Below are 18,061 nucleotides of genomic sequence, written 5' to 3' on the forward strand. Positions count from 1 at the left end.
TAATCTATTGTCTGAAGACGCTCCTGCATCGGCTGAGGGGAAACACTGGGCAGGAGACTTCACTTATATCCGCACAGGCTCTGGATGGCTCTATCGCGTGAAAGACCATCTGTTGGATGTATCTTTCATTCGGACCAGGGGATTGAATATGCAGCTCACGAATATCGAGATTTAGTTGAGTCTGCGAATATGCGACGAAGTATGAGCCGGAAGGCGACGCCATTGGATAATGCAATCGTTGAATCCTTCTTTCATACTCTCAAAACAGAGCTGGTTCATCAGCAGAAGTTTGAAAGTGATATAGAAGCTGTTGCAAGAGTGGTGGAGTTTATCGAGTTTTATAACCGTGAGAGACTTCACTCTGGAATCGGGTATGAAAGCCCTGAAAACTATTCAAGGGCGTGTGCCTGAAGTGTCCACGAAAGTGGTAGCAGATCAATCTGCATAATCGAGGCGTTAAAGACATTTTGATTTCCTGTGTAGATGGGTTAAAAGGCTTTCCTGAAGCGATTGAAAGTATCTATCCTAATACCGAAATTCAGCACTGCATTATTCATCAGATTCGCAATTCGATGAAATACGTTGCGAGCAAAAATCAGAAGGCATTTATGGCGGATTTAAAGTGTATCTACGAGGCCACGACCAAATCGGCAGCAGAGAGCGCTCTGGATGAATTAGACGCCAAATGGGGAGGCAAGTATCCGGTCGTAATAAACTCATAGCGTAACAAGTGGGACACGCTGTCAGCGTACTTTAAATACCCTGACTATGTACGAAAGGCGATTCACACGACGAATGCCGTTGAAGTGGTGCATCGTCAATTCAGGAAATTGACCAGAACAAAGGGCGGCTTTCCGAATGAGAATAGCTTGCTGAAGTTGCTTTATGCCGGTATTTTGAAAGCGTCAGAGCGATGGACGCATCCAGTGCAAGATTGGAATCTGACACTGTCTCAGTTGTCGATAAATTTTGAGGGTCGGTTAGACGCTCATATTGACCTTTGACTTAACTGACACAGAGTTTTGAACACCCTCAAAGACAGGGATAGTAAGGCTCGTAGTTTTAACAGCACCATCATTAGTAAAACGCCAAATGCGATAAGTAACATGGATAGCATCAGTGGGGAGGCTCGTTGAAAAGTATTATTCATTACATGTGCGTTGTTTAGGATTATAGTTTATGCAAAACATTTACATTCTATATCATCATTATGATACTGACGATGACTTTTCTGCGCGTTATTCGCATTACCTCAATGCTGAGCAGAAAAAACGGGCGGCAGAGTACAGAGTTGCTAAAGCACGTATGTGCCATGTAAGTTCCCGCGCTTTACTTAATGCAGCATTTCGTCAGTTTCTCTCGTGTGATGTCAATCAACTTGAATTGGAATGGGTGAGAAACCAAAAGCCTCATATTGTGACACCGGGTTATGATCATTGGCAATTTAATGTATCTCATGCCAATGGTCTGAGTGCAATGATTTTAACTGAGAATTTACAAGTAGGGATTGATGTAGAAAGCATTGACCGCAAGGCGCAACCGTTGGAAATTGCTAAGAGTTTTTTTCATCTCGGTGAATATGTAATGCTACAACAGTGTGAAACAACGCAAGCGCAGCAGCACTATTTCTTCAAAATATGGACATTCAAGGAAGCTTATTTGAAAGCGCTGGGTGTGGGCTTGGCGAAATCGTTGAAGAGTTTTCAAATTGATATACACCAAAATCATTTTGACTTTAAATCTGAACAAGTATCGGAATATGACTTTTTGTACTGTGATCAATGGATGTTTGCGAAGGATGTGATGTGCACATACGTGGTGCTGTCGAATGAAGCTTTGCCGTTTCGAGTATTTGTTTATAGCTATGATATTGCAAAAAATTCATTCTGTTTGCAATCCGACTCGACTGAAATACACAAGCTTGATTTAGCCTAGAAATAAAGGAGACCAAAGCCTCTTTGCTTAAACAGATTGTTGCTTGTTTGATGATTGCCGCACTGGTTTCTGTGGCCTGTTACTTTCTGCCGTTTATAAGTAGGTTGTTTGGTGATTACGTTTTCGGGTTTTTCATCGCCGCTTTGATACTGCCTATTGGTTTGAAGTGGTACGAGACTCATATGGTTAAAGTAAGAGCATTGTCTAAAAATGGGAAAGTTAATTGTAGTCAATCTTATGGAGAGGATAATGAGGTAACAACCTGCCTGAGTAACTGCCATGATTTAAGAAATATTGATCAACAGCATCATGTGCTTAATGGGTTTAAAGACTGACGTAGCATGCTAACTAATCAAACACATCTTTGAATGTATTGGTTAGTTTCTTTTTTGGGGCGCAGAAATAGGTGGGGCGTTTGGCGGTGAGAAGGAAACCGGCGGTGGCCGTGAATCTTGGCCGGATACTTGGAAAGCTTATATGCGTCGGCAGACGAACACCATCAATTATGGTGCCGAGTTACCGCTCGCGCAAGGCATTAAGTTTGAGTTATAAAGAATAGTTTAAAAAGTAAAGAGCCGCCCGTTTTGATCGATGTACAGGGTTTTAAATCAAAACAATGGGCGGCTCGCTATGTGATGTGAGCATCAAGATGTCGGGTGTTTTTGTTGGGCGATATGCGTAAAAATACTTTGGCACAAGCTTGATAGTGATTCTTTTTCATCAGCTAGCATACTTGTTAAATGATTAAAAATAGCTTGTGTTTTTTCAAGTGAACCGGATTCAATAATCGCAGACAGGTGTGATAAACTTTCCTTCATATGTTGGTGAGCTTCAAGCGCATAGGGATTGTCGCGTTGTATTTCCATAAAAACATCTGGTTTTATACTCAATATTCTAGCTAATAATGCAAGCATGATATTGTGAGGTGGGGTCCAAATGGCTTTTGCGTCTTGCGGTGTATAACCGATTGAAGCAAGTGTGCTGCCAAAGGCCAGTATTGCGGCATGGGTTGCTGCTTGCACTGCGGCGGTATGTTGATCGTGTTCCGTCGCACAGCGTGTGACAATTTTGCAATCTGCATTTTCAATCAACTGAATAAAAAACTGACTAAGTGGGCCAGGCCTGATGTTGATCAATGATACGGTTTGATGCTTAAAACCGAGAGAAGGACCGAACATGGGGTTGATGCTAATGTATTCGCAAAGCGATGCTTGTGTCAGTACGGCTTGCTCGATTCTTGTTTTGACGGAGGTTGTATCAATAAAACATTGTTGTTTACCGAGTTTAGGCAAAATAGACGGGATCGCTTTTAGTGTTTGATCTTCGGGTGTGGCGAAGAGGATTAATGTTTTATCTTCTAATAGATGTGCGTTGACTTCATTGGCATCGTGCTTTATGTATTCAACGCCAGCTATCTTGTTTTTTTTATCAGGTATATGCAAGTCAGCGACAACAGTACGGAGGCCGGCTTGTGTTAGTAGTCCGCTAAATAGAGTGCCGACCGCACCACACCCGCCAAAGACTATTGCGGACATTTCATTTTTTGTTTTCATTAATTATCCTGTCTTCTATGCGACATGCTTCACGAATGATTAAATCGTAAAGATGAGTGACAAAGTCTTCACTTAAGTCAAGCGCTGCGCCAAGTTGCGAGCATCGGCTTTTAACCTCCTGAACCCTGTCTGGCTGCATGACGGGGATATCATAATCTTTCTTGTAGAGACTAATGGATTGAATGACTTTGAATCGCTCGCTGAGCAAGGAAATGAGTTCAGTGTCTATTTTATTTAATTGTTCACGAAATTGTTGTAAACTATCCACGCTTATCTTCCTCCTTCATTTAGTATTGCGGTTGCTTTTTTAGGATAAAAACTCGTTGCTGCGAGGTTGGTTTCTGACAGCGCTTTAACCAGCGCCCTGGACTTGAGTAACATTTCTTCCAGTTCTTCTTCTTGGTTGGATAAATCGATGATTGCACCGCCTACGCCAACGGTGACGTTGTCCCCATAAACGACGATGGTACGTATGGCGATGCTAAAATCCGCGCTACCGTTCAGCCCAATAAAACCAATGGACCCTGAATATATTCCCCGTGCGCCTCCTTCCAAATCATCAATGATTTCCATCGTTCGCTTTTTTGGGGCGCCGGTCATGGAACCGCCAGGAAAACAAGCGCGTATGCAGTCAATGGTCGATGCACTACGACGCAGCTTTCCTCTGACGGTGCTGACCAGTTGATGTACGGTGGCATAACTTTCTACTGCAAAAATATTATGCACATGCACGCTACCCAGATCAGAAACTTTACCGATATCGTTACGAAGCAGATCAACAATCATCAGATTCTCCGAGCGGTCTTTCTCATTTGTTTTTAAGTCAAGGTACAGCGCTTCATCTTCTTGTACAGAGGCACCGCGTTTACGTGTTCCTTTGATTGGTTTTGATTCGATGCTGCCATTGGCGTTAATGGCAATAAATCTTTCAGGTGAAGAACTTAATACAGAAACATCCTCATAGTTTAAGTAGGTGGCATAGGGGGCGGGGTTAGAATCTCTCAAGGCGCGATATGTGTTTAGTGGATCGATTTCGACATCATGAAATAGCATATTGGTTAAGCATACTTCATAAGATTCGCCTTGCTTGATTTTGGCTTTAATTTTATTAATTCTGTCTAAATATTCATCCTTATCAAGCCGCATTGTTTGTTTAATCGGGCTTGGTTTTAAAGAGCGGGTCCAATGGGGTGCCGCTTGCATATTATCGAGTTTAGACGATATGTCATTTAACCATTGTTCGGCGCGATCATAATGATCTTCATCGTCTAGGCAGACTAAGTAGGCGGTATTCTCTTCGTGATCAAACGCGATGATGCGATCGCAAAACACAAACGCTGCATCGGGGGTCGGCGACGCATGCGGGGAGGAATAGCCGCAATCAGCTTTAATCTCGTAGCCTAAATAACCCACATAGCCTAGGTTGAAGTCAAAAGGAAGTCCTTCGGTTTCAATGTAGCGGGTCTTTAGCTTTTGATCGAGATAGTCCAGGATAGATTCATGTTTTGTTGTGACTTCATCTTGATACTTGATGGTAAGTTCTTTGTTAGTGACGCGGTAAGAGAGGTATTCAGCGTGGGGGCCAGCGGCGTCGCCAATATAGGAAAATCTGGAAAAGCCTCTCACTAGTGCACTATCCAGCCAAAAACTATTTTTGCTTTCAGCATAGAAATTCATGAACACATCTTCGCAGTTCAATTGGTGGGGTATCCTGCGGTAAAACACTTTAAAAGATTTGCCGTGTAATCTACCGCCTTCAATATTAGAGCTATATAAATTTTTTTCTGTGTGACGATTTTCTACCCTTGAAGCTGATTGGTTATTCTTATTATATGCAGATGGGTTTTCTTCTAAATAGCGCTGAGACAGGTCTCTAAAATTTTCAAATATCTTATGGCCAAATTGGGTTTTAATCGATTCAGGATGAAATTGCACACTCCATATGGGTAAGTGCTTGTGTCTTGCTCCCATGGACATTCCGCTGTCAGTCCAGGCAATCGTCTCCATGTCGTTACCGGCTGTTTTAGCACAGAGTGAATGATAGCGAATGGCTGTAAACGGTGAAGGAATACCACTGAAAATATCTTCGGCGGAGTGATGTATTTCACTGGCCCTGCCATGCATAACGGTATCTGCCAAGTCGACTTCGCCACCGAACAGATGAGCGATACCTTGGTGTCCTAGGCAAACACCTAAAATAGGTTTTTTTGAATGTAAGATGGCATCCCGAGATACGCCGAAGTCTCCGGCGTTTTCTGGGCGACCAGGCCCGGGTGATATAACGATGTTGTCGAAATCCAGTTGTTCTGCTTCTTCCCAACTCACTTTATCGTTTTGAATGACAATGGGGAGCGTGCCATTTACCTCGCCTATGAGTTGAAAGAGGTTGTAAGTAAATGAGTCATAATTATCAATGATGAGTGTTTTCATATATTGATCCTGCGCCAGTCCTTGCTTTTATGAATCTAAGGCGAAGTATAGAGTCATCAGGGCGGAACGTGTCAACCTGTTCTGCACCAACTCTTTAAAAATTAAATTGCATTTGCTCTCGGTAGCGTAGGGAAATTCACTCCGCTTTCTATAGATTCCCCGTCTTCAGACGGAAGTACTGGATTATCAGCGCCATCACAGCAGTCTGGCAGGGTTTAAGCCGCGTCAGGGGTTTAGTGGAGAACACACCATGCTGCTAACAAAGCGAATTGATGTATTGAATCAGGCAAAGCAAAAGCATCCTGAGCGCTTTGCCCATGGACCGCCTGTTATTCAGAGGCCTGCGGATGTCGTTTATATCAATCCAGCACTTTCGTCTGAAGACGGGGAATCTATAGAAAGCGGAGTGAATTTCCCTACGCTACCGAGAGCAAATGCAATTTAATTTTTAAAGAGTTGGTGCAGAGCAGGTTGACACGTTCCGGGTGATCATGGAAGCATGTTGGACTCAGTCAGGGGGGCTAGCCAAACTGACAGACCGTAGCATAAAGCGAATGGTGCAGCTTCGTGACATAACGCCAAGCATTGATTACTGAGAGAGTCTGGTTGAGATCATTAGATTAGCTACACGTCGACCCTCTACGTTTAAGGGGAGGGCCGTGCTGATAGTGGGTGGAAGGGTAGATGAAGCTATCGGGGACCCGGGGTAAGGCCAGCGGTATGTCGGGAAAGAGGATGGAGACTTGGACCTGAAGCCCTACTATTTCCTGTGTGCTCCAGCACGGGTAACAGTGATCAAGCCAGATGAACCTGGTAAGTGAAACAGGATGAATAGTGGGATGACGGAGCGGCTTGAAATGATGACGCCAAAGACAACATAACATTGGTTGAGCGTGCGGCCGTACTTTGACGATGTTTGATTGAGAGCCGAGTTAAAGACAGAAATACAGTAGAATAGCCTTCTGTTTTTAGGTGTTTTATAGGTCAACTAGGAAGTTACCTTGTGGTCATGGAAGAAAAAGAAATATCGCCTCGCTCATTGCGCACAATAATTGCCGATATGTGCATGTCTCGTGGGGCTGAGCTAGCTTGCGCGGATGGGCTGTTAAGCTTTACATACAGGCAATTGGATTCATTCTCGAACGATATTTATGTTCAATGTAATGATGCTGGCTTAGCTGGCGCGGTTATTTGTTTAGCTATTCCAAGTAGTGCAAGATATATCGCCTCTGTTTTGTCAATCGTCAAGCTGCGCGGGGTGTTTGTACCAATAGATCTGGCTTGGCCGGAGGAGCGTATTCGAGCTATTTTGGCGATGATAAAACCAGCGGCAATCTTTGTAGAAAAAGATCAGCTGTCCAGGTTTGAAGGTATTCTTGCTGCTGTGAATTTATCATGTTTTGCTAAGCCAATATGCGATGAGCAACTATTTCTGCTGCAAAACAACGATAGTTCTAAACACAATGATCTAAGCAAAAGCTGGACAAATGACTCACTATATTTGATTAGTACCTCTGGCTCTACTGGTGTACCCAATATCGTCGAAGGAAAACACCTTTCTTTGTCTCATTTTATTAATTGGCAAATATCAACGTTTGGGATAGACAGCACGTGCAGGGTGTCGTTGCTCGCGCCGACGACCTTTGATGTGAGTTTGCGAGATATTTTTTTACCGCTTTGCACGGGCGGCACGGTGTTTGTTCCGCCGCCAAAAGCAAGATATCATCCTGTGAATTTTCCCATGTGGGTTCAGCAAAACAAAATTAATTTGATTCACACTGTGCCGTCAGTATTCAAAATGGCAGCATCCGTTGCGAGTTTTAAGCACTCCTTTGCATCAGTGGAAAAGATGTTTTTGTCTGGCGAGAAATTGTATGTAGACGATGCTGCAATATTTTACGACATACTGTCGCCAGCAGCCCAACTGTATAACCTTTATGGCCCTACTGAAAGCACGTTGGTAAAAACATACTACGAAGTACCAAGAGATCTGCAAGCTTTAGCGGTGGATATTGTTCCAATAGGTCACCCCATTGCCGATTGTGAAGTCCTCATAGAAAAAGCCGGTGATGATCAATGTGGCGAGATTATTCTTAAATCTAAGTACTTGTCTCAAGGCTATTATAAAAATAATCAGTTAACAGCAGAAAGGTTTGTAAATTTCGATGGCGATGCGGCAGATGTTACTTGCTACAAGTCTGGTGATTTGGGCTATTACGATAACAATGGCTTATTGCATATCGTAGGGCGCAATGATTCCCAGGTGAAAGTGGCCGGGAACCGGGTTGAATTAAATGAAATCGAGGTATGTCTTAGAAAATTTGCCGGAATTGATGATGTCATCGTGTTGGCATATACAGCCTCGGAGCAAGACCATGAGCCAAAAATATGCTGCGTTGTTACGTCATCTAAAGGAATTAAAGAGAACGAGATAAGAGATTACCTAAGGGAGCAATTACCGAGTTATTTGGTGCCTTCGAGTATCTGCGAGATACCCGCATTTCCATTATTGCCGAATGGGAAAAAGGATCGGAAAAAACTACTTAGCATGGTGCAAACAAAATGAAAGCTAGCGAAATGGGAATTACAGAAAAATTATCGAGCTATTGCCAAGATATTTTAGAGTTTGAGGTCGACACTGATATATCTCTTGTGTCTCAAGGGGTCACCTCCATGAAGTTAATGCAGCTAGTCGGTAAGATATATGAGGAGTTTAATGTCATCGTTGATATTACTGACCTCATGGAGGATGTGAGTGTTCGTACACTGGCAACACTTCTTTGTAGCGAAACTTCTACCGACCATGATATTGAACAGCAATCCGCAATTGAAACGCCGCTGAACGAAATTCAGCGTACTTTTTGGGATATGCAAGAATATTCAGAGTGCAAAAAAGCTTACAACGAAGGCGTGAGTCATTTGGTTTGTGGCGATTTGGATCTCGATCTTTGCAAGCAAGTTTTAATTCGCTTAGTTGAACGCCAGCCGGAATTGAGAACGGCCTATTATGTATCTGAGGCCAAGCCTGTGCAACGTGTGCTCGAAATGGCCGATGTTCAAGATAAGCTTAATATCGAATTTGCTGATTTTAGTGGCGAAAGCGAGCCGATGCAGGCCGTTGAACAAGCGCATCGCGCGCTTTATGCGACAGAGTTTGATTTATCTCAGCCGCCTAACTTTCGAGTTGCCATGTGGCGGGTGGGTCCTAAAAAATGGGTTGTGTCGTGGGTCGTATTCCATATAGTCACTGATTGGTGGGCTGTTGATATATTGCGAAAAGAAGCTGCGCTAATATACAGTGCTTTAATTAAGCAAGATGGCCGTGAAGCAAAATTATCCACAGTTACCCCGATAAATTACAATATCGATTGTTATGGTGAGCGTGAGCGCGACGAAGCTTTTTGGCAGTCACGTTTTGAAGCGGCGCCAGCAGAAGTGGATTTATCTACGTCACGAAGACCCCCCATTAAGTCCTACAAAGGTGATGTTCATCTGTTCGAACTCACTCAAATTAGTTATGCGGATTTGAATCATGTGCGCGAGACCTTATCGGTGACGATGTCCAGTTTTGTGTTCTCTGCGTTTAATATCTTAACCTCAGCGATGAGTGATGAAACGGATATTACAACCGGCGTGCCGTTTTTGAATAGATACCAACCAGAAGTGCAAAATGCAGTCGGTATATTTGTTAACAGTTTACCTATTCGAATTGGGGTGGATAAAAACTCACATGTTAATGACTTTGTTCTAAGTTGCCATAAAGAATTACTATTGGCATATAAACATGGTCGCTATCCCGCCAGATCAATCTTGAGCTTTCAAAATATAAAAACCAAGTTGAGTCGATCGCCTCTTTATGAGCAGCTTTTTACCTATTATGACAATACGATTGTAGAAAGCGAGTATGCTGAATTTGGCATTACAGTTAAAGAGATTGAGATACCCAGAGGAACATGCAAGTACGATATTGCTTTTTTTGTGACGAAGCAAGGGAATGCATTGCATACCAAGATTGAATACACCAAAGCATTATTTAGCGAAGATGATATAACAAATATGGTGAATGCTTACCAAGAAATACTGGTTCGCATAAGAGAAAGTCAAGCGCAGCCTGTTGGTGATTTGATTAGTGATATTAGGGCTCAATATTTTTTAAACAACGTTGATGAGATCGAACACAGTCAATCTCCCGCGTTATCGGTTGCGGAGTAAAGTAACGATGGAATTACACTCTTTAAAATACGAACAAGATGAAAGATTAATGAGGTGCTTTGGTAACCTCGACAAGGCAAAATCAGAGGTTGAATTTGCGCACAAGAAAGTTAGGTATTTCAAAGATAGTTTAAACCTAAATAACGAGTTTTCGAACAGCGCTGGATTAAATTCTGTTCCAATCTCAGATAAATCGGTTTATAGAAAAAATTTTCCAGCAGGTATTTTATCAGAAGGCTCATCGCTTAAAGATCCGTATGTGAGTCGCTTGCAAAGTAGTGGCACAAGCGGTGAGCGTTTAGTAAGCGTAATCCATTCTTTTAAGCTTGCTGAGCGGATGGCCAACTGTTTGTCGATCAATCCGGCTTTTCAATATCTGTCGAAGGTTCCCAGGATTAAAACGTGTCGATATGCCGCACCTAATTGCTCCGATGTGGAATGCGCCAATCCACGATCTACCATGCAGGATAGAATTTTAGCGGATGGGACCTTGGTTCTTCCGGTATACCATGATTTGTTAACAACCCCAGATAGCATGCTTCGCATGGCATTTGATGAATTGCACTCCTATGAACCAGATTTGTGGTACGTCGACCCTATGCATTTATCCATCCTGATTAAAAAAGCCAAGTCGGAGGGTTGGGCGTTTGACTTAGACAGAAAATTCTCGGTGCTGCTAACATATACGTTTGCGACGCGCGCATTACTTCGTCAAATCTCCGAGCTATGTGCAGGCCATGCGCCAGTGGCCTCTGTGATGGCAATGTCTGAATTTGGCTTTGTTGGTTTGGGTTGCGAGCATGGCAATTTACACCTAAATGATAAAGACTATTTCCTAGAATTTATTCAAATGGAGGGCACTCATCCAGATGATAATCTTTGGGAATTGGTAATTACCAGTATCGGGGATCGTTTGTGTCCGCATATTCGCTATCAAACAAATGATATCTATCATCTTCATGGTGCTTGTGATTGCGGAAATTCCATGCCGCGAGTTTCTTTTCTCGGGCGATCTAAAGATTTACTCAGGTTGCCCAGTGGTAAATATATTACCCCAGGTTCGCTGGATGAGGTTGTTGGTGCGCCCAAATGGATCGACATTTATCAACTGACCGAGCAAGAGGTGGGTGCTTATATTTTCCGCTTTACAGGTAACAAGGATTGTTTTTCCGACGCGGAAAAATCGCAACTTCGTCAAAAGCTTCAAGCTTTACTGGAAACAGAGAATGTGCGCGTGGATGACGTGAATTACTTTCCATTTGAGCGCGGTGGAAAATTTCAGCTAATACGAAAGAGTTAATGTTTACTTTGAACGTAAATAACGAGATACGCATAATAAGGTGATGCTATAGATGAGTATTTGTGAAGATAAAAAACTTGAAGGATTAGACTCTATTCGTGGTGATTTTCCAGTGTTGGCGCGCGAAGTGGATGGTAGAACGGTTAACTATCTTGATAGTGCCGCGACTACGTTAAAGCCACAATCAGTCATAGATGCAGTGACTCGTTACTATACTGAATTTACAGCCAATATTCATCGAGGTCGACACCGATTGTCTGAAGAGGCGTCGGATCGATATGAGGAAGCACGCTATAAAGTTGCTTTGTTAACAAATAGTGCAAGTAATGAAGTGATTTTTGTTCGTAATACAACGGAAGCTATTAACTTAGCGAATCATTGCATTGGTTTAACAAAAGACGATTTTGTTGTTTGCTGCTTAGACAATCATCACTCTCATTTTCTACCCTGGTTGCGTCATGGTAATGTGGTTTTAGTTGAACAAACTGAGGAGATGCAGCCTGATTTAGAGCATTTCGCAGAGTTACTTAAACTGAAACCCAAAGTTGTTGCGTTAACACATTGCTCAAATGTCACGGGTAACTATATTCCATTGGATGTGATGTCGAAAATGGCCCACGAGGCGGGCGCGCTGGTAGTGGTTGATGCTGCGCAATCTGCTGCTCACCGCAAGCTTAATTTCTCAGAAAGCTATATTGATTTTCTTGCAATCTCCTCACACAAAATGCTGGGTCCATCCGGTATCGGCTGCCTGATTGGAAAGGCAGACCTGTTACGCGATGGTGAGCCTATGCTAGTTGGCGGAGGCGTGGTGGATTATGTCACGGCGGATAGTTACCAGTATCGGAAATTACCCCATAAATACGAAGCCGGAACGCCAGCGATTGAGGCATCTTATGGATTTGGTGCGGCGATTGACTATTTGGAGTCAATTGGTTTTGATCGCATAGAAGCCCATGAAAAGCAACTTTCAAAAGCATTTATAGAAAGTATTAACAATAAACCGAATCTTGCCTGTCTTGGTCAAATGAGCCTTGAAAACCGCGCACCAATTTTTAGTCTTTACGTTAAGGGTGTTAGTGATTTATCAGATATCTGTCGCGCCTTGAGCGATTCATATGGGGTGATGTGTAGAAACGGACATTTATGTGCACAACCTCTAGTTGATCACTATGCAGGTGGTCAGGTTATCCGCATGTCAGCTTATATATATAACACCGTTGATGAAATAGAGGCTGCGTTGGAAGCATTGAACAGTGTTGTTCAATCTTACGTATAAATCGAAGGGTGCTTAATTAAATGGACATTGTAGAGTTTGTTGAAGCGGTAATTGAATCGATCGATAGCGGTGAAACCAATGTCGATTCGACAAAGAGTTTTATCGAGAATGGTGGTTATTCTCTTGCAGCGGTACGCTTGTCGGATATTGTGTTTAAGAAAACGCAGATAGTGATGAACTTCTTCGATATTATGGGGGATGAGTCTTTACAGGCATTGCTTAGCAAGATCAATGAAGCCGTCGTCTCCGATAACGATGAATATGCGGATGTAGACGAAGGTGTTTTATGAGCACTAAAGAGAATAGTAAGTTAGCTGCCGCACTCAATGAAACCGAGTCGCTCAATATCAGCGAAGAGACCTATCAACTGGTTGAGACTTTAAGTACAGCTGGTGTAGAAATCAGTAGCCAGGGTGGCAAGTTAGCGTTTAAAGCTGATAAAGGTGTAATGACCACGGAGTTGATGAATCGGCTGCGTTCGCAAAAAACACAATTATTGCTGCTATTGTCGGAAGATGACGCTGATAGAGGGGGTATTTGTGTATTACCGCTTTCTGAACTGCAACAGTCTTATTGGATTGGTGAGGCGGGCGAGGTTGGTGTTGCTGGCGCCGACCACTGGTACAATCAATTTGAAGTTGAAACGCTGGATCTCGACACGTTGAAGCGGGCATTGGCTATGCTCATCGAGCGCCACGATTATCTAAGATCCTATATAACAGAAGATGGTTTTTTAACGATATTGGACAAAAGCTATAGCTTTTCGTTTGAATATATTGATCACAGCGGTCTATCTTTAACAGAAGAAAAAACAGCTGTTCAAAAAATTAAAGATGAGATGTGTCGGCCGATATCCGCGAATCAATGGCCGCTGTATAGAATGTATGTTCAACAACTCTCCGGCAGTTTTCGGGTGCATGTGTGCGGACGTCTTCTGATTGGTGATGCAGCCTCTTGGCAGCTCTATGCCGATGAACTGGGGCTATTGTTAGAAGATACGGCGCGTGATGATCTGTCCGATCCGCAAAGCTTATCTGTTGCTATGCTCAATCAGTTTAGGCAGCGGCTCTCCAAAGAATATCAAATGTCGCGTCAGTATTGGCTGAGTAGAAAGTTACCTACCTCACCCGCATTGCCTATTCATTCAGTGAATTCAAAGTTTAGTCGGTTAATCGGCGATTTTGATGATGCAATCACAAACGCGTTGGCGGCTAAAGCACGCGAAAATGGCTTAACCCTCGATAGCGTATTTATGACGTTGTATGCGCTTGTATTAGATATCTGGTCTCAAGAAAGCAGATTTAGCATTAATGTTTTACACGGCAATAAGCGTCATACTGGTTTTCCATTAGGCAACTTTGGCAGTATTTTAAAGTTAGAGATAGATCTAAATAGAGATCATGCATTTGCAGAGATCGCCAAATCTATTCGCAAGCAATTTCTGCAAGATATGGCACATGCCGCTGTTGATGGTGTAAAGGCACAGCGCATGAGTAATCATCATGCTGAGTTTTCAGGTACGGCGAGTCAAGTGGCCTATTCAAGTGGCTTTGGCATCGGACGACCGAGTAAGGCCGAAATCGGGCTGGCGCAAATCGGCTGGGAACCCAACGATGCCTATCTACAAACCCCCGGCGTGATATTGGATTTTCAGGCATTTTACACAGTCGATGGCATTCGCGTTCATTTTGATGTGGATTGCGGTAGGTTAGGCGAGGATGTGGCCAATGCTATGTTTAGCAGCCTTCGCGATGCTGTAATAAATATCGCCGCAATGCCCAATTGGAATGAAACCTTGTTGATTGATCTTCCCAAGGATCAGTTGGCATCGATTAGTCAGGCAAATGCGACCCAAAAGCAACAAACCTTGCATTATTTACACGAGCTTGTGGCAAAGCGTCTCGATGATGGACAGGGCATTGCATTAAAAACAGATGAATTAACGTTAAGCTATTCGACACTGTCAGAATACGTGGATAAGATGGTGTTAAAGCTGGTTGAAGATAGTATTAATGTACAGCATCCCATTGCTGTTGTGGCAAAAAAAGGATGGCAACAAATTGTTGCGACCATCGCCATTGTGAAGGCCGGTGGCAGCTACGTGCCGATTGATCCCTCTTGGCCGGCGACTCGAATTGCCTCTGTGCTTAACCGTATCGGGTGCGAGTGTATCGTTGCAGATCAAGTTGGCTATGCGTCTATTCAACGAGAGGCTCTTGATCATGGGCGCGCTAACTATCTAATTGATCAGGTGGTGGTGGCGGGCATGAATACAACGCCGCATCAAGCTCAGATAGAAAAAGATAAGATTGCTTATGTGATATTTACCTCCGGTTCCACCGGCGAACCTAAAGGCGTTGCCATTTCGCATTGTGCAGCCGCGAACACAATCGAGGATATGATTAATCGATTTGACATTACAAGTAACGATAGTGTGCTTGGCGTTTCAGCATTGCATTTTGATCTGTCTGTGTTTGATATCTTTGCTGTGCTTGGTGTTGGCGGTAAATTGGTATTACCTCCAGATTGTGCCCGTCCAGATCCTGAGGAGCTTTTTAACTTAGTATTAACTGAGAATATTACACTTTGGAACACCGTACCGGCGATTATGGAAATGGTTGTTGAGTATGCGCTGCCAAGGCAGTTAACGCTATCTTCCTTACGCTGCATTTTTATGTCTGGGGACTGGATCCCTGTTGATTTGCCGGCAAAACTCAGGCGTGTTTGTCCTAATGCCAGGCTTATTGGCTTGGGAGGCGCCACAGAAGCATCGATTTGGTCCAACTGGTTTGAAATTGACCGCATACCCGACGGCTGGAAGAGTGTACCGTATGGTAAAGCCTTGGCCAATCAGGCGCTTTATGTCGTGGATCGCTATGGTGCGTTTTGCCCAGACTGGGTAGAAGGTGACTTGGTGATTGGCGGGCAGGGACTGGCGCAAACTTACTGGGGTTTGCCTGACGAAACAGCGGCTAGGTTTGTTTCTTCTAAGTTTGATGGTCAGCGAATATATATTACCGGCGATCGTGCGCGACGCTGGCCCGATGGCAATATCGAGTTTTTAGGGCGTATCGACAGTCAAATCAAACTTAACGGTTACCGTGTTGAACTGGGGGAAGTTGCATCAGCTTTGAAACAATGCACTGGTGTTGAAAATGCTGTTGCTGTGCCCGTTGATTTGCGTGGGCGCAAAGGCATTGCCGGATTTGTCACGCCTGCGACGTTGAACATTGAGGAAATTAGAGAAGCGCTTTATGCGAAGCTGCCATCTTATATGATACCAGCGCAAATATTTTCAGTTGATGCAATACCGCTGACTGCCAATGGCAAAGTCGATCAAAAAAAGCTTGGGGAAATTGCGAGCGAAAGCAGGACAAACGAGCACGTATCTGCCCCTGAAGGCCGCAATGAGATGGCCATGGCGGAACTGTGGCGTAAAGTACTGCAATACGATATTGAAGACAACGGTATTGGTTTTGTGGATGCCGGTGGCGATTCGCTCTTGGCTATTCGGTTGATTAATTTAATCGAACAGCGTTTTGGCGTAAGGCCTTCAATAACGGATATCTTTAGAGAACCCACGATTAAAGGCATGGCGGCAGTGTTGAATCGGCGTGACACTCCCGCAAGTAATGCACTTATTCCGTTGCGGGTGAAGGAACACAACAAGATTGTGGTGGTGCTTGTCCATCCGGTTGGTGGAACAACCTATTGTTATAAGCCGCTGATAGACGCGTCCGCGCAAACGATAAGTTTTTATGGATTGCAATCACTGGGTATCAATAGCGAAAACTATACTTTAACCCAGCTTGCCGAACTGTATGTCAATGAGTTGCAAAATGCAGGTATTCAACCTAGCCATATCGTGGGCTGGTCTTTTGGTGGCGTTGTTGCCGGTGAAATGCAAAAACGCTTTAAACAAAGAACACATGCATTAATACCCATCACTATGATTGATCCTTGGGTTCGTGCTAATGATATGATTACCATTGATGATAAAACTATGGAAGTTAGTTTTGTTTGTGATGTGCTTTTTGGCGAGCGTGAATGCGACCGTGACGAGATAAAAAGAGAACTTCAAACAAAATCAATGTTTGAATTATTAAAATCCAATGACGGTAGTGTGTTAGGTAAGCATGTCGATGAAGCTGACATCACAACATTATTTCAACAGTTTAAAAACAATACCCAAGCCTTGCTAGGGTATGACTGCGTGCCTCCTGAACAGGCGACAATTTGGATCGCTGAAGCACAGCAGGCGTCTGGTTTCCCACACTTATCAAGATTGACCCAAGTTCATGTTCAATTAGCATGTTTAAACTTAGACGCGGATCATTATTCCATTATAAGCGGTGATCATTTGAAGTCCATTGCGTCCGTATTGAACGAGCAACTAAATACGGGAGGGGCGCTGTGAAAATTGGTGCATTTTCCTGGGTGCTGGGTAAATCTACTTGTGTGGATAAGCTCCCTGAGCTAAACGGTGATGAACAGAAAATCGCAGGGCTGAAAAAGCTTGGGCTCGAATATTATCGTGTTGCTAATTCGCCATGTCGAGACATGATGATCGCGGCAATCACCGAGTCAATACAGCTGTCGGGCTGTGATTCATTAGAGATTGATACTGTTTTATTCTCTACCTCCAAGCATGATGATCGTCGCGATATCAGCTTGATTCCCGAGGTATTGTCAGTTTGTGGATTGCTCAATGCGCGACCGCTAGGCGTCTCGCTGGGCGCATGTGCAAACCTTACCTATGCATTTGAAGTGTGTGAAGGCTTGCTTAAGACCAATAGATCAAAAAACATTTTAATGGTTTTCAGCGATTTTTATGGGGATCACGAGAGGCTATTGCGGCAAAATGCGGCGCTCGGAAGCGATGGGGTGGGTGCCTGTGTTATATCGGACAACATTGGTAACGGTTACCTTATTAAGAGTACGAGCAATAAATATAATGTAAATGCGAGTAATCATCTATTGGCCGAAGATATTGTTTCCTTTATTCGCACATATTCTGAAGGGGTTCGTCTCTCCACCGAGCAGGCTGTTCGAGAAGCCAATATATGTATATCTGATTGCAATATGTTAGTTGCACCAAACTTTAATGCAGTTGTTCTTAGGAATATATCCAAAATATGTGGATTGAAATCAGATCGTATTTATAATGGGAATATTAAATCAGTTGGGCATTGTAGTTCGGTGGATCAGCTTATGTCGCTATCACAAATACTCGCCTTTGATTTGCCTAATGGCACACCCGTTTTAGTTTCATGTCCGGCCGATTTTGTTTGGGGAAGCAGTGTCATGGTGGTTGATAAGCATACCCCTGGTGTTTGCTCAAAGGGAGAATAG

Annotated in this window: 14 protein-coding genes and 2 pseudogenes; 13 read left to right on the forward strand and 3 right to left on the reverse strand. The window is 43.5% G+C overall.

What is annotated here, in order from left to right; all coding sequences use genetic code 11:
- Window positions 1-201 precede the first annotated feature (201 nt).
- The 5 genes and pseudogenes from BW941_RS17870 to BW941_RS18005 form a co-directional block, all read left to right on the forward strand.
- Entirely contained in the window at window positions 202-411 is a 210-nt protein-coding gene (locus BW941_RS17870) for an IS3 family transposase (RefSeq protein WP_281251189.1), read from the forward strand.
- A 26-nt stretch (window positions 412-437) separates the two neighbouring features.
- Window positions 438-1,004, forward strand: a pseudogene (locus tag BW941_RS16910) (IS256 family transposase); the annotation flags it as partial.
- Window positions 1,005-1,179: 175 nt separating this feature from the next.
- On the forward strand, window positions 1,180-1,935 hold the full coding sequence (locus BW941_RS16915) for a 4'-phosphopantetheinyl transferase family protein (protein WP_076518066.1): 756 nt from the start codon (window positions 1,180-1,182) through the stop codon (window positions 1,933-1,935).
- Between the two features lie 23 nt (window positions 1,936-1,958).
- Window positions 1,959-2,270 (forward strand): hypothetical protein, encoded by a 312-nt coding sequence (locus BW941_RS16920; protein ID WP_076518068.1) that lies wholly within the window; start codon window positions 1,959-1,961, stop codon window positions 2,268-2,270.
- Window positions 2,271-2,328: 58 nt separating this feature from the next.
- A pseudogene (locus tag BW941_RS18005) lies at window positions 2,329-2,487 on the forward strand (aldehyde dehydrogenase family protein); the annotation flags it as partial.
- Between the two features lie 92 nt (window positions 2,488-2,579).
- Here the strand turns inward: BW941_RS18005 and BW941_RS16925 are convergent.
- The 3 genes from BW941_RS16925 to pabB are packed head-to-tail and all read right to left on the reverse strand — an operon-like array spanning window position 2,580 to window position 5,918.
- Window positions 2,580-3,488, reverse strand: a complete 909-nt coding sequence (locus tag BW941_RS16925) for a prephenate dehydrogenase/arogenate dehydrogenase family protein (RefSeq protein ID WP_076518070.1) — start codon at window positions 3,486-3,488, stop codon at window positions 2,580-2,582.
- On the reverse strand, window positions 3,472-3,756 hold the full coding sequence (locus BW941_RS16930) for a chorismate mutase (protein WP_084189107.1): 285 nt from the start codon (window positions 3,754-3,756) through the stop codon (window positions 3,472-3,474). The genes BW941_RS16925 and BW941_RS16930 overlap by 17 nt, the downstream gene beginning before the upstream one ends.
- 2 nt (window positions 3,757-3,758) lie before the next feature.
- Complete coding sequence (gene pabB / locus BW941_RS16935; protein ID WP_076518074.1) at window positions 3,759-5,918, reverse strand: aminodeoxychorismate synthase component I; 2,160 nt, start codon at window positions 5,916-5,918, stop codon at window positions 3,759-3,761.
- Between the two features lie 250 nt (window positions 5,919-6,168).
- Between pabB and BW941_RS16940 the strand changes: the two genes are divergently transcribed.
- The 8 genes from BW941_RS16940 to BW941_RS16975 all read left to right on the forward strand — a co-directional run bounded on the left by BW941_RS16940 (window position 6,169) and on the right by BW941_RS16975 (window position 18,061).
- Window positions 6,169-6,363: a hypothetical protein gene (locus BW941_RS16940; protein WP_076518076.1), complete on the forward strand. Its 195-nt coding sequence runs from the start codon at window positions 6,169-6,171 to the stop codon at window positions 6,361-6,363.
- A 564-nt stretch (window positions 6,364-6,927) separates the two neighbouring features.
- On the forward strand, window positions 6,928-8,484 hold the full coding sequence (locus BW941_RS16945; RefSeq protein ID WP_245820130.1) for an AMP-binding protein: 1,557 nt from the start codon (window positions 6,928-6,930) through the stop codon (window positions 8,482-8,484).
- Window positions 8,481-10,130: a condensation domain-containing protein gene (locus tag BW941_RS16950; protein ID WP_076518080.1), complete on the forward strand. Its 1,650-nt coding sequence runs from the start codon at window positions 8,481-8,483 to the stop codon at window positions 10,128-10,130. The genes BW941_RS16945 and BW941_RS16950 overlap by 4 nt, the downstream gene beginning before the upstream one ends.
- 7 nt (window positions 10,131-10,137) lie before the next feature.
- Window positions 10,138-11,430, forward strand: a complete 1,293-nt coding sequence (locus BW941_RS16955) for a phenylacetate--CoA ligase family protein (RefSeq protein ID WP_084189109.1) — start codon at window positions 10,138-10,140, stop codon at window positions 11,428-11,430.
- Window positions 11,431-11,482: 52 nt separating this feature from the next.
- Complete coding sequence (locus BW941_RS16960) at window positions 11,483-12,709, forward strand: aminotransferase class V-fold PLP-dependent enzyme (protein WP_076518082.1); 1,227 nt, start codon at window positions 11,483-11,485, stop codon at window positions 12,707-12,709.
- A 20-nt stretch (window positions 12,710-12,729) separates the two neighbouring features.
- Window positions 12,730-12,999, forward strand: coding sequence for a hypothetical protein (locus BW941_RS16965; protein ID WP_076518084.1), 270 nt, complete (start codon window positions 12,730-12,732; stop codon window positions 12,997-12,999).
- A complete protein-coding gene (locus tag BW941_RS16970; protein ID WP_076518086.1) occupies window positions 12,996-17,126 on the forward strand; it encodes a non-ribosomal peptide synthetase in 4,131 nt (1,376 codons plus the stop codon). The genes BW941_RS16965 and BW941_RS16970 overlap by 4 nt, the downstream gene beginning before the upstream one ends.
- A complete protein-coding gene (locus BW941_RS16975; protein ID WP_076518088.1) occupies window positions 17,123-18,061 on the forward strand; it encodes a hypothetical protein in 939 nt (312 codons plus the stop codon). The genes BW941_RS16970 and BW941_RS16975 overlap by 4 nt, the downstream gene beginning before the upstream one ends.

Source organism: Thalassolituus maritimus, assembly GCF_900156675.1.
Taxonomy (GTDB): domain Bacteria; phylum Pseudomonadota; class Gammaproteobacteria; order Pseudomonadales; family Oceanobacteraceae; genus Thalassolituus; species Thalassolituus maritimus.

Excerpts from the sequence above, each read along its gene's own strand:
- BW941_RS16915 (WP_076518066.1), top strand. The coding sequence starts at position 1,180 with ATGCAAAACATTTACATTCTATATCATCATTATGATACTGACGATGAC.
- BW941_RS16960 (WP_076518082.1), top strand. The coding sequence starts at position 11,483 with ATGAGTATTTGTGAAGATAAAAAACTTGAAGGATTAGACTCTATTCGT.
- BW941_RS16955 (WP_084189109.1), top strand. The coding sequence starts at position 10,138 with ATGGAATTACACTCTTTAAAATACGAACAAGATGAAAGATTAATGAGG.
- BW941_RS16940 (WP_076518076.1), top strand. The coding sequence starts at position 6,169 with ATGCTGCTAACAAAGCGAATTGATGTATTGAATCAGGCAAAGCAAAAG.
- BW941_RS16950 (WP_076518080.1), top strand. The coding sequence starts at position 8,481 with ATGAAAGCTAGCGAAATGGGAATTACAGAAAAATTATCGAGCTATTGC.
- BW941_RS16945 (WP_245820130.1), top strand. The coding sequence starts at position 6,928 with ATGGAAGAAAAAGAAATATCGCCTCGCTCATTGCGCACAATAATTGCC.
- pabB (WP_076518074.1), bottom strand. The coding sequence starts at position 5,918 with ATGAAAACACTCATCATTGATAATTATGACTCATTTACTTACAACCTC.
- BW941_RS17870 (WP_281251189.1), top strand. The coding sequence starts at position 202 with ATGAGCCGGAAGGCGACGCCATTGGATAATGCAATCGTTGAATCCTTC.
- BW941_RS16965 (WP_076518084.1), top strand. The coding sequence starts at position 12,730 with ATGGACATTGTAGAGTTTGTTGAAGCGGTAATTGAATCGATCGATAGC.
- BW941_RS16970 (WP_076518086.1), top strand. The coding sequence starts at position 12,996 with ATGAGCACTAAAGAGAATAGTAAGTTAGCTGCCGCACTCAATGAAACC.
- BW941_RS16925 (WP_076518070.1), bottom strand. The coding sequence starts at position 3,488 with ATGAAAACAAAAAATGAAATGTCCGCAATAGTCTTTGGCGGGTGTGGT.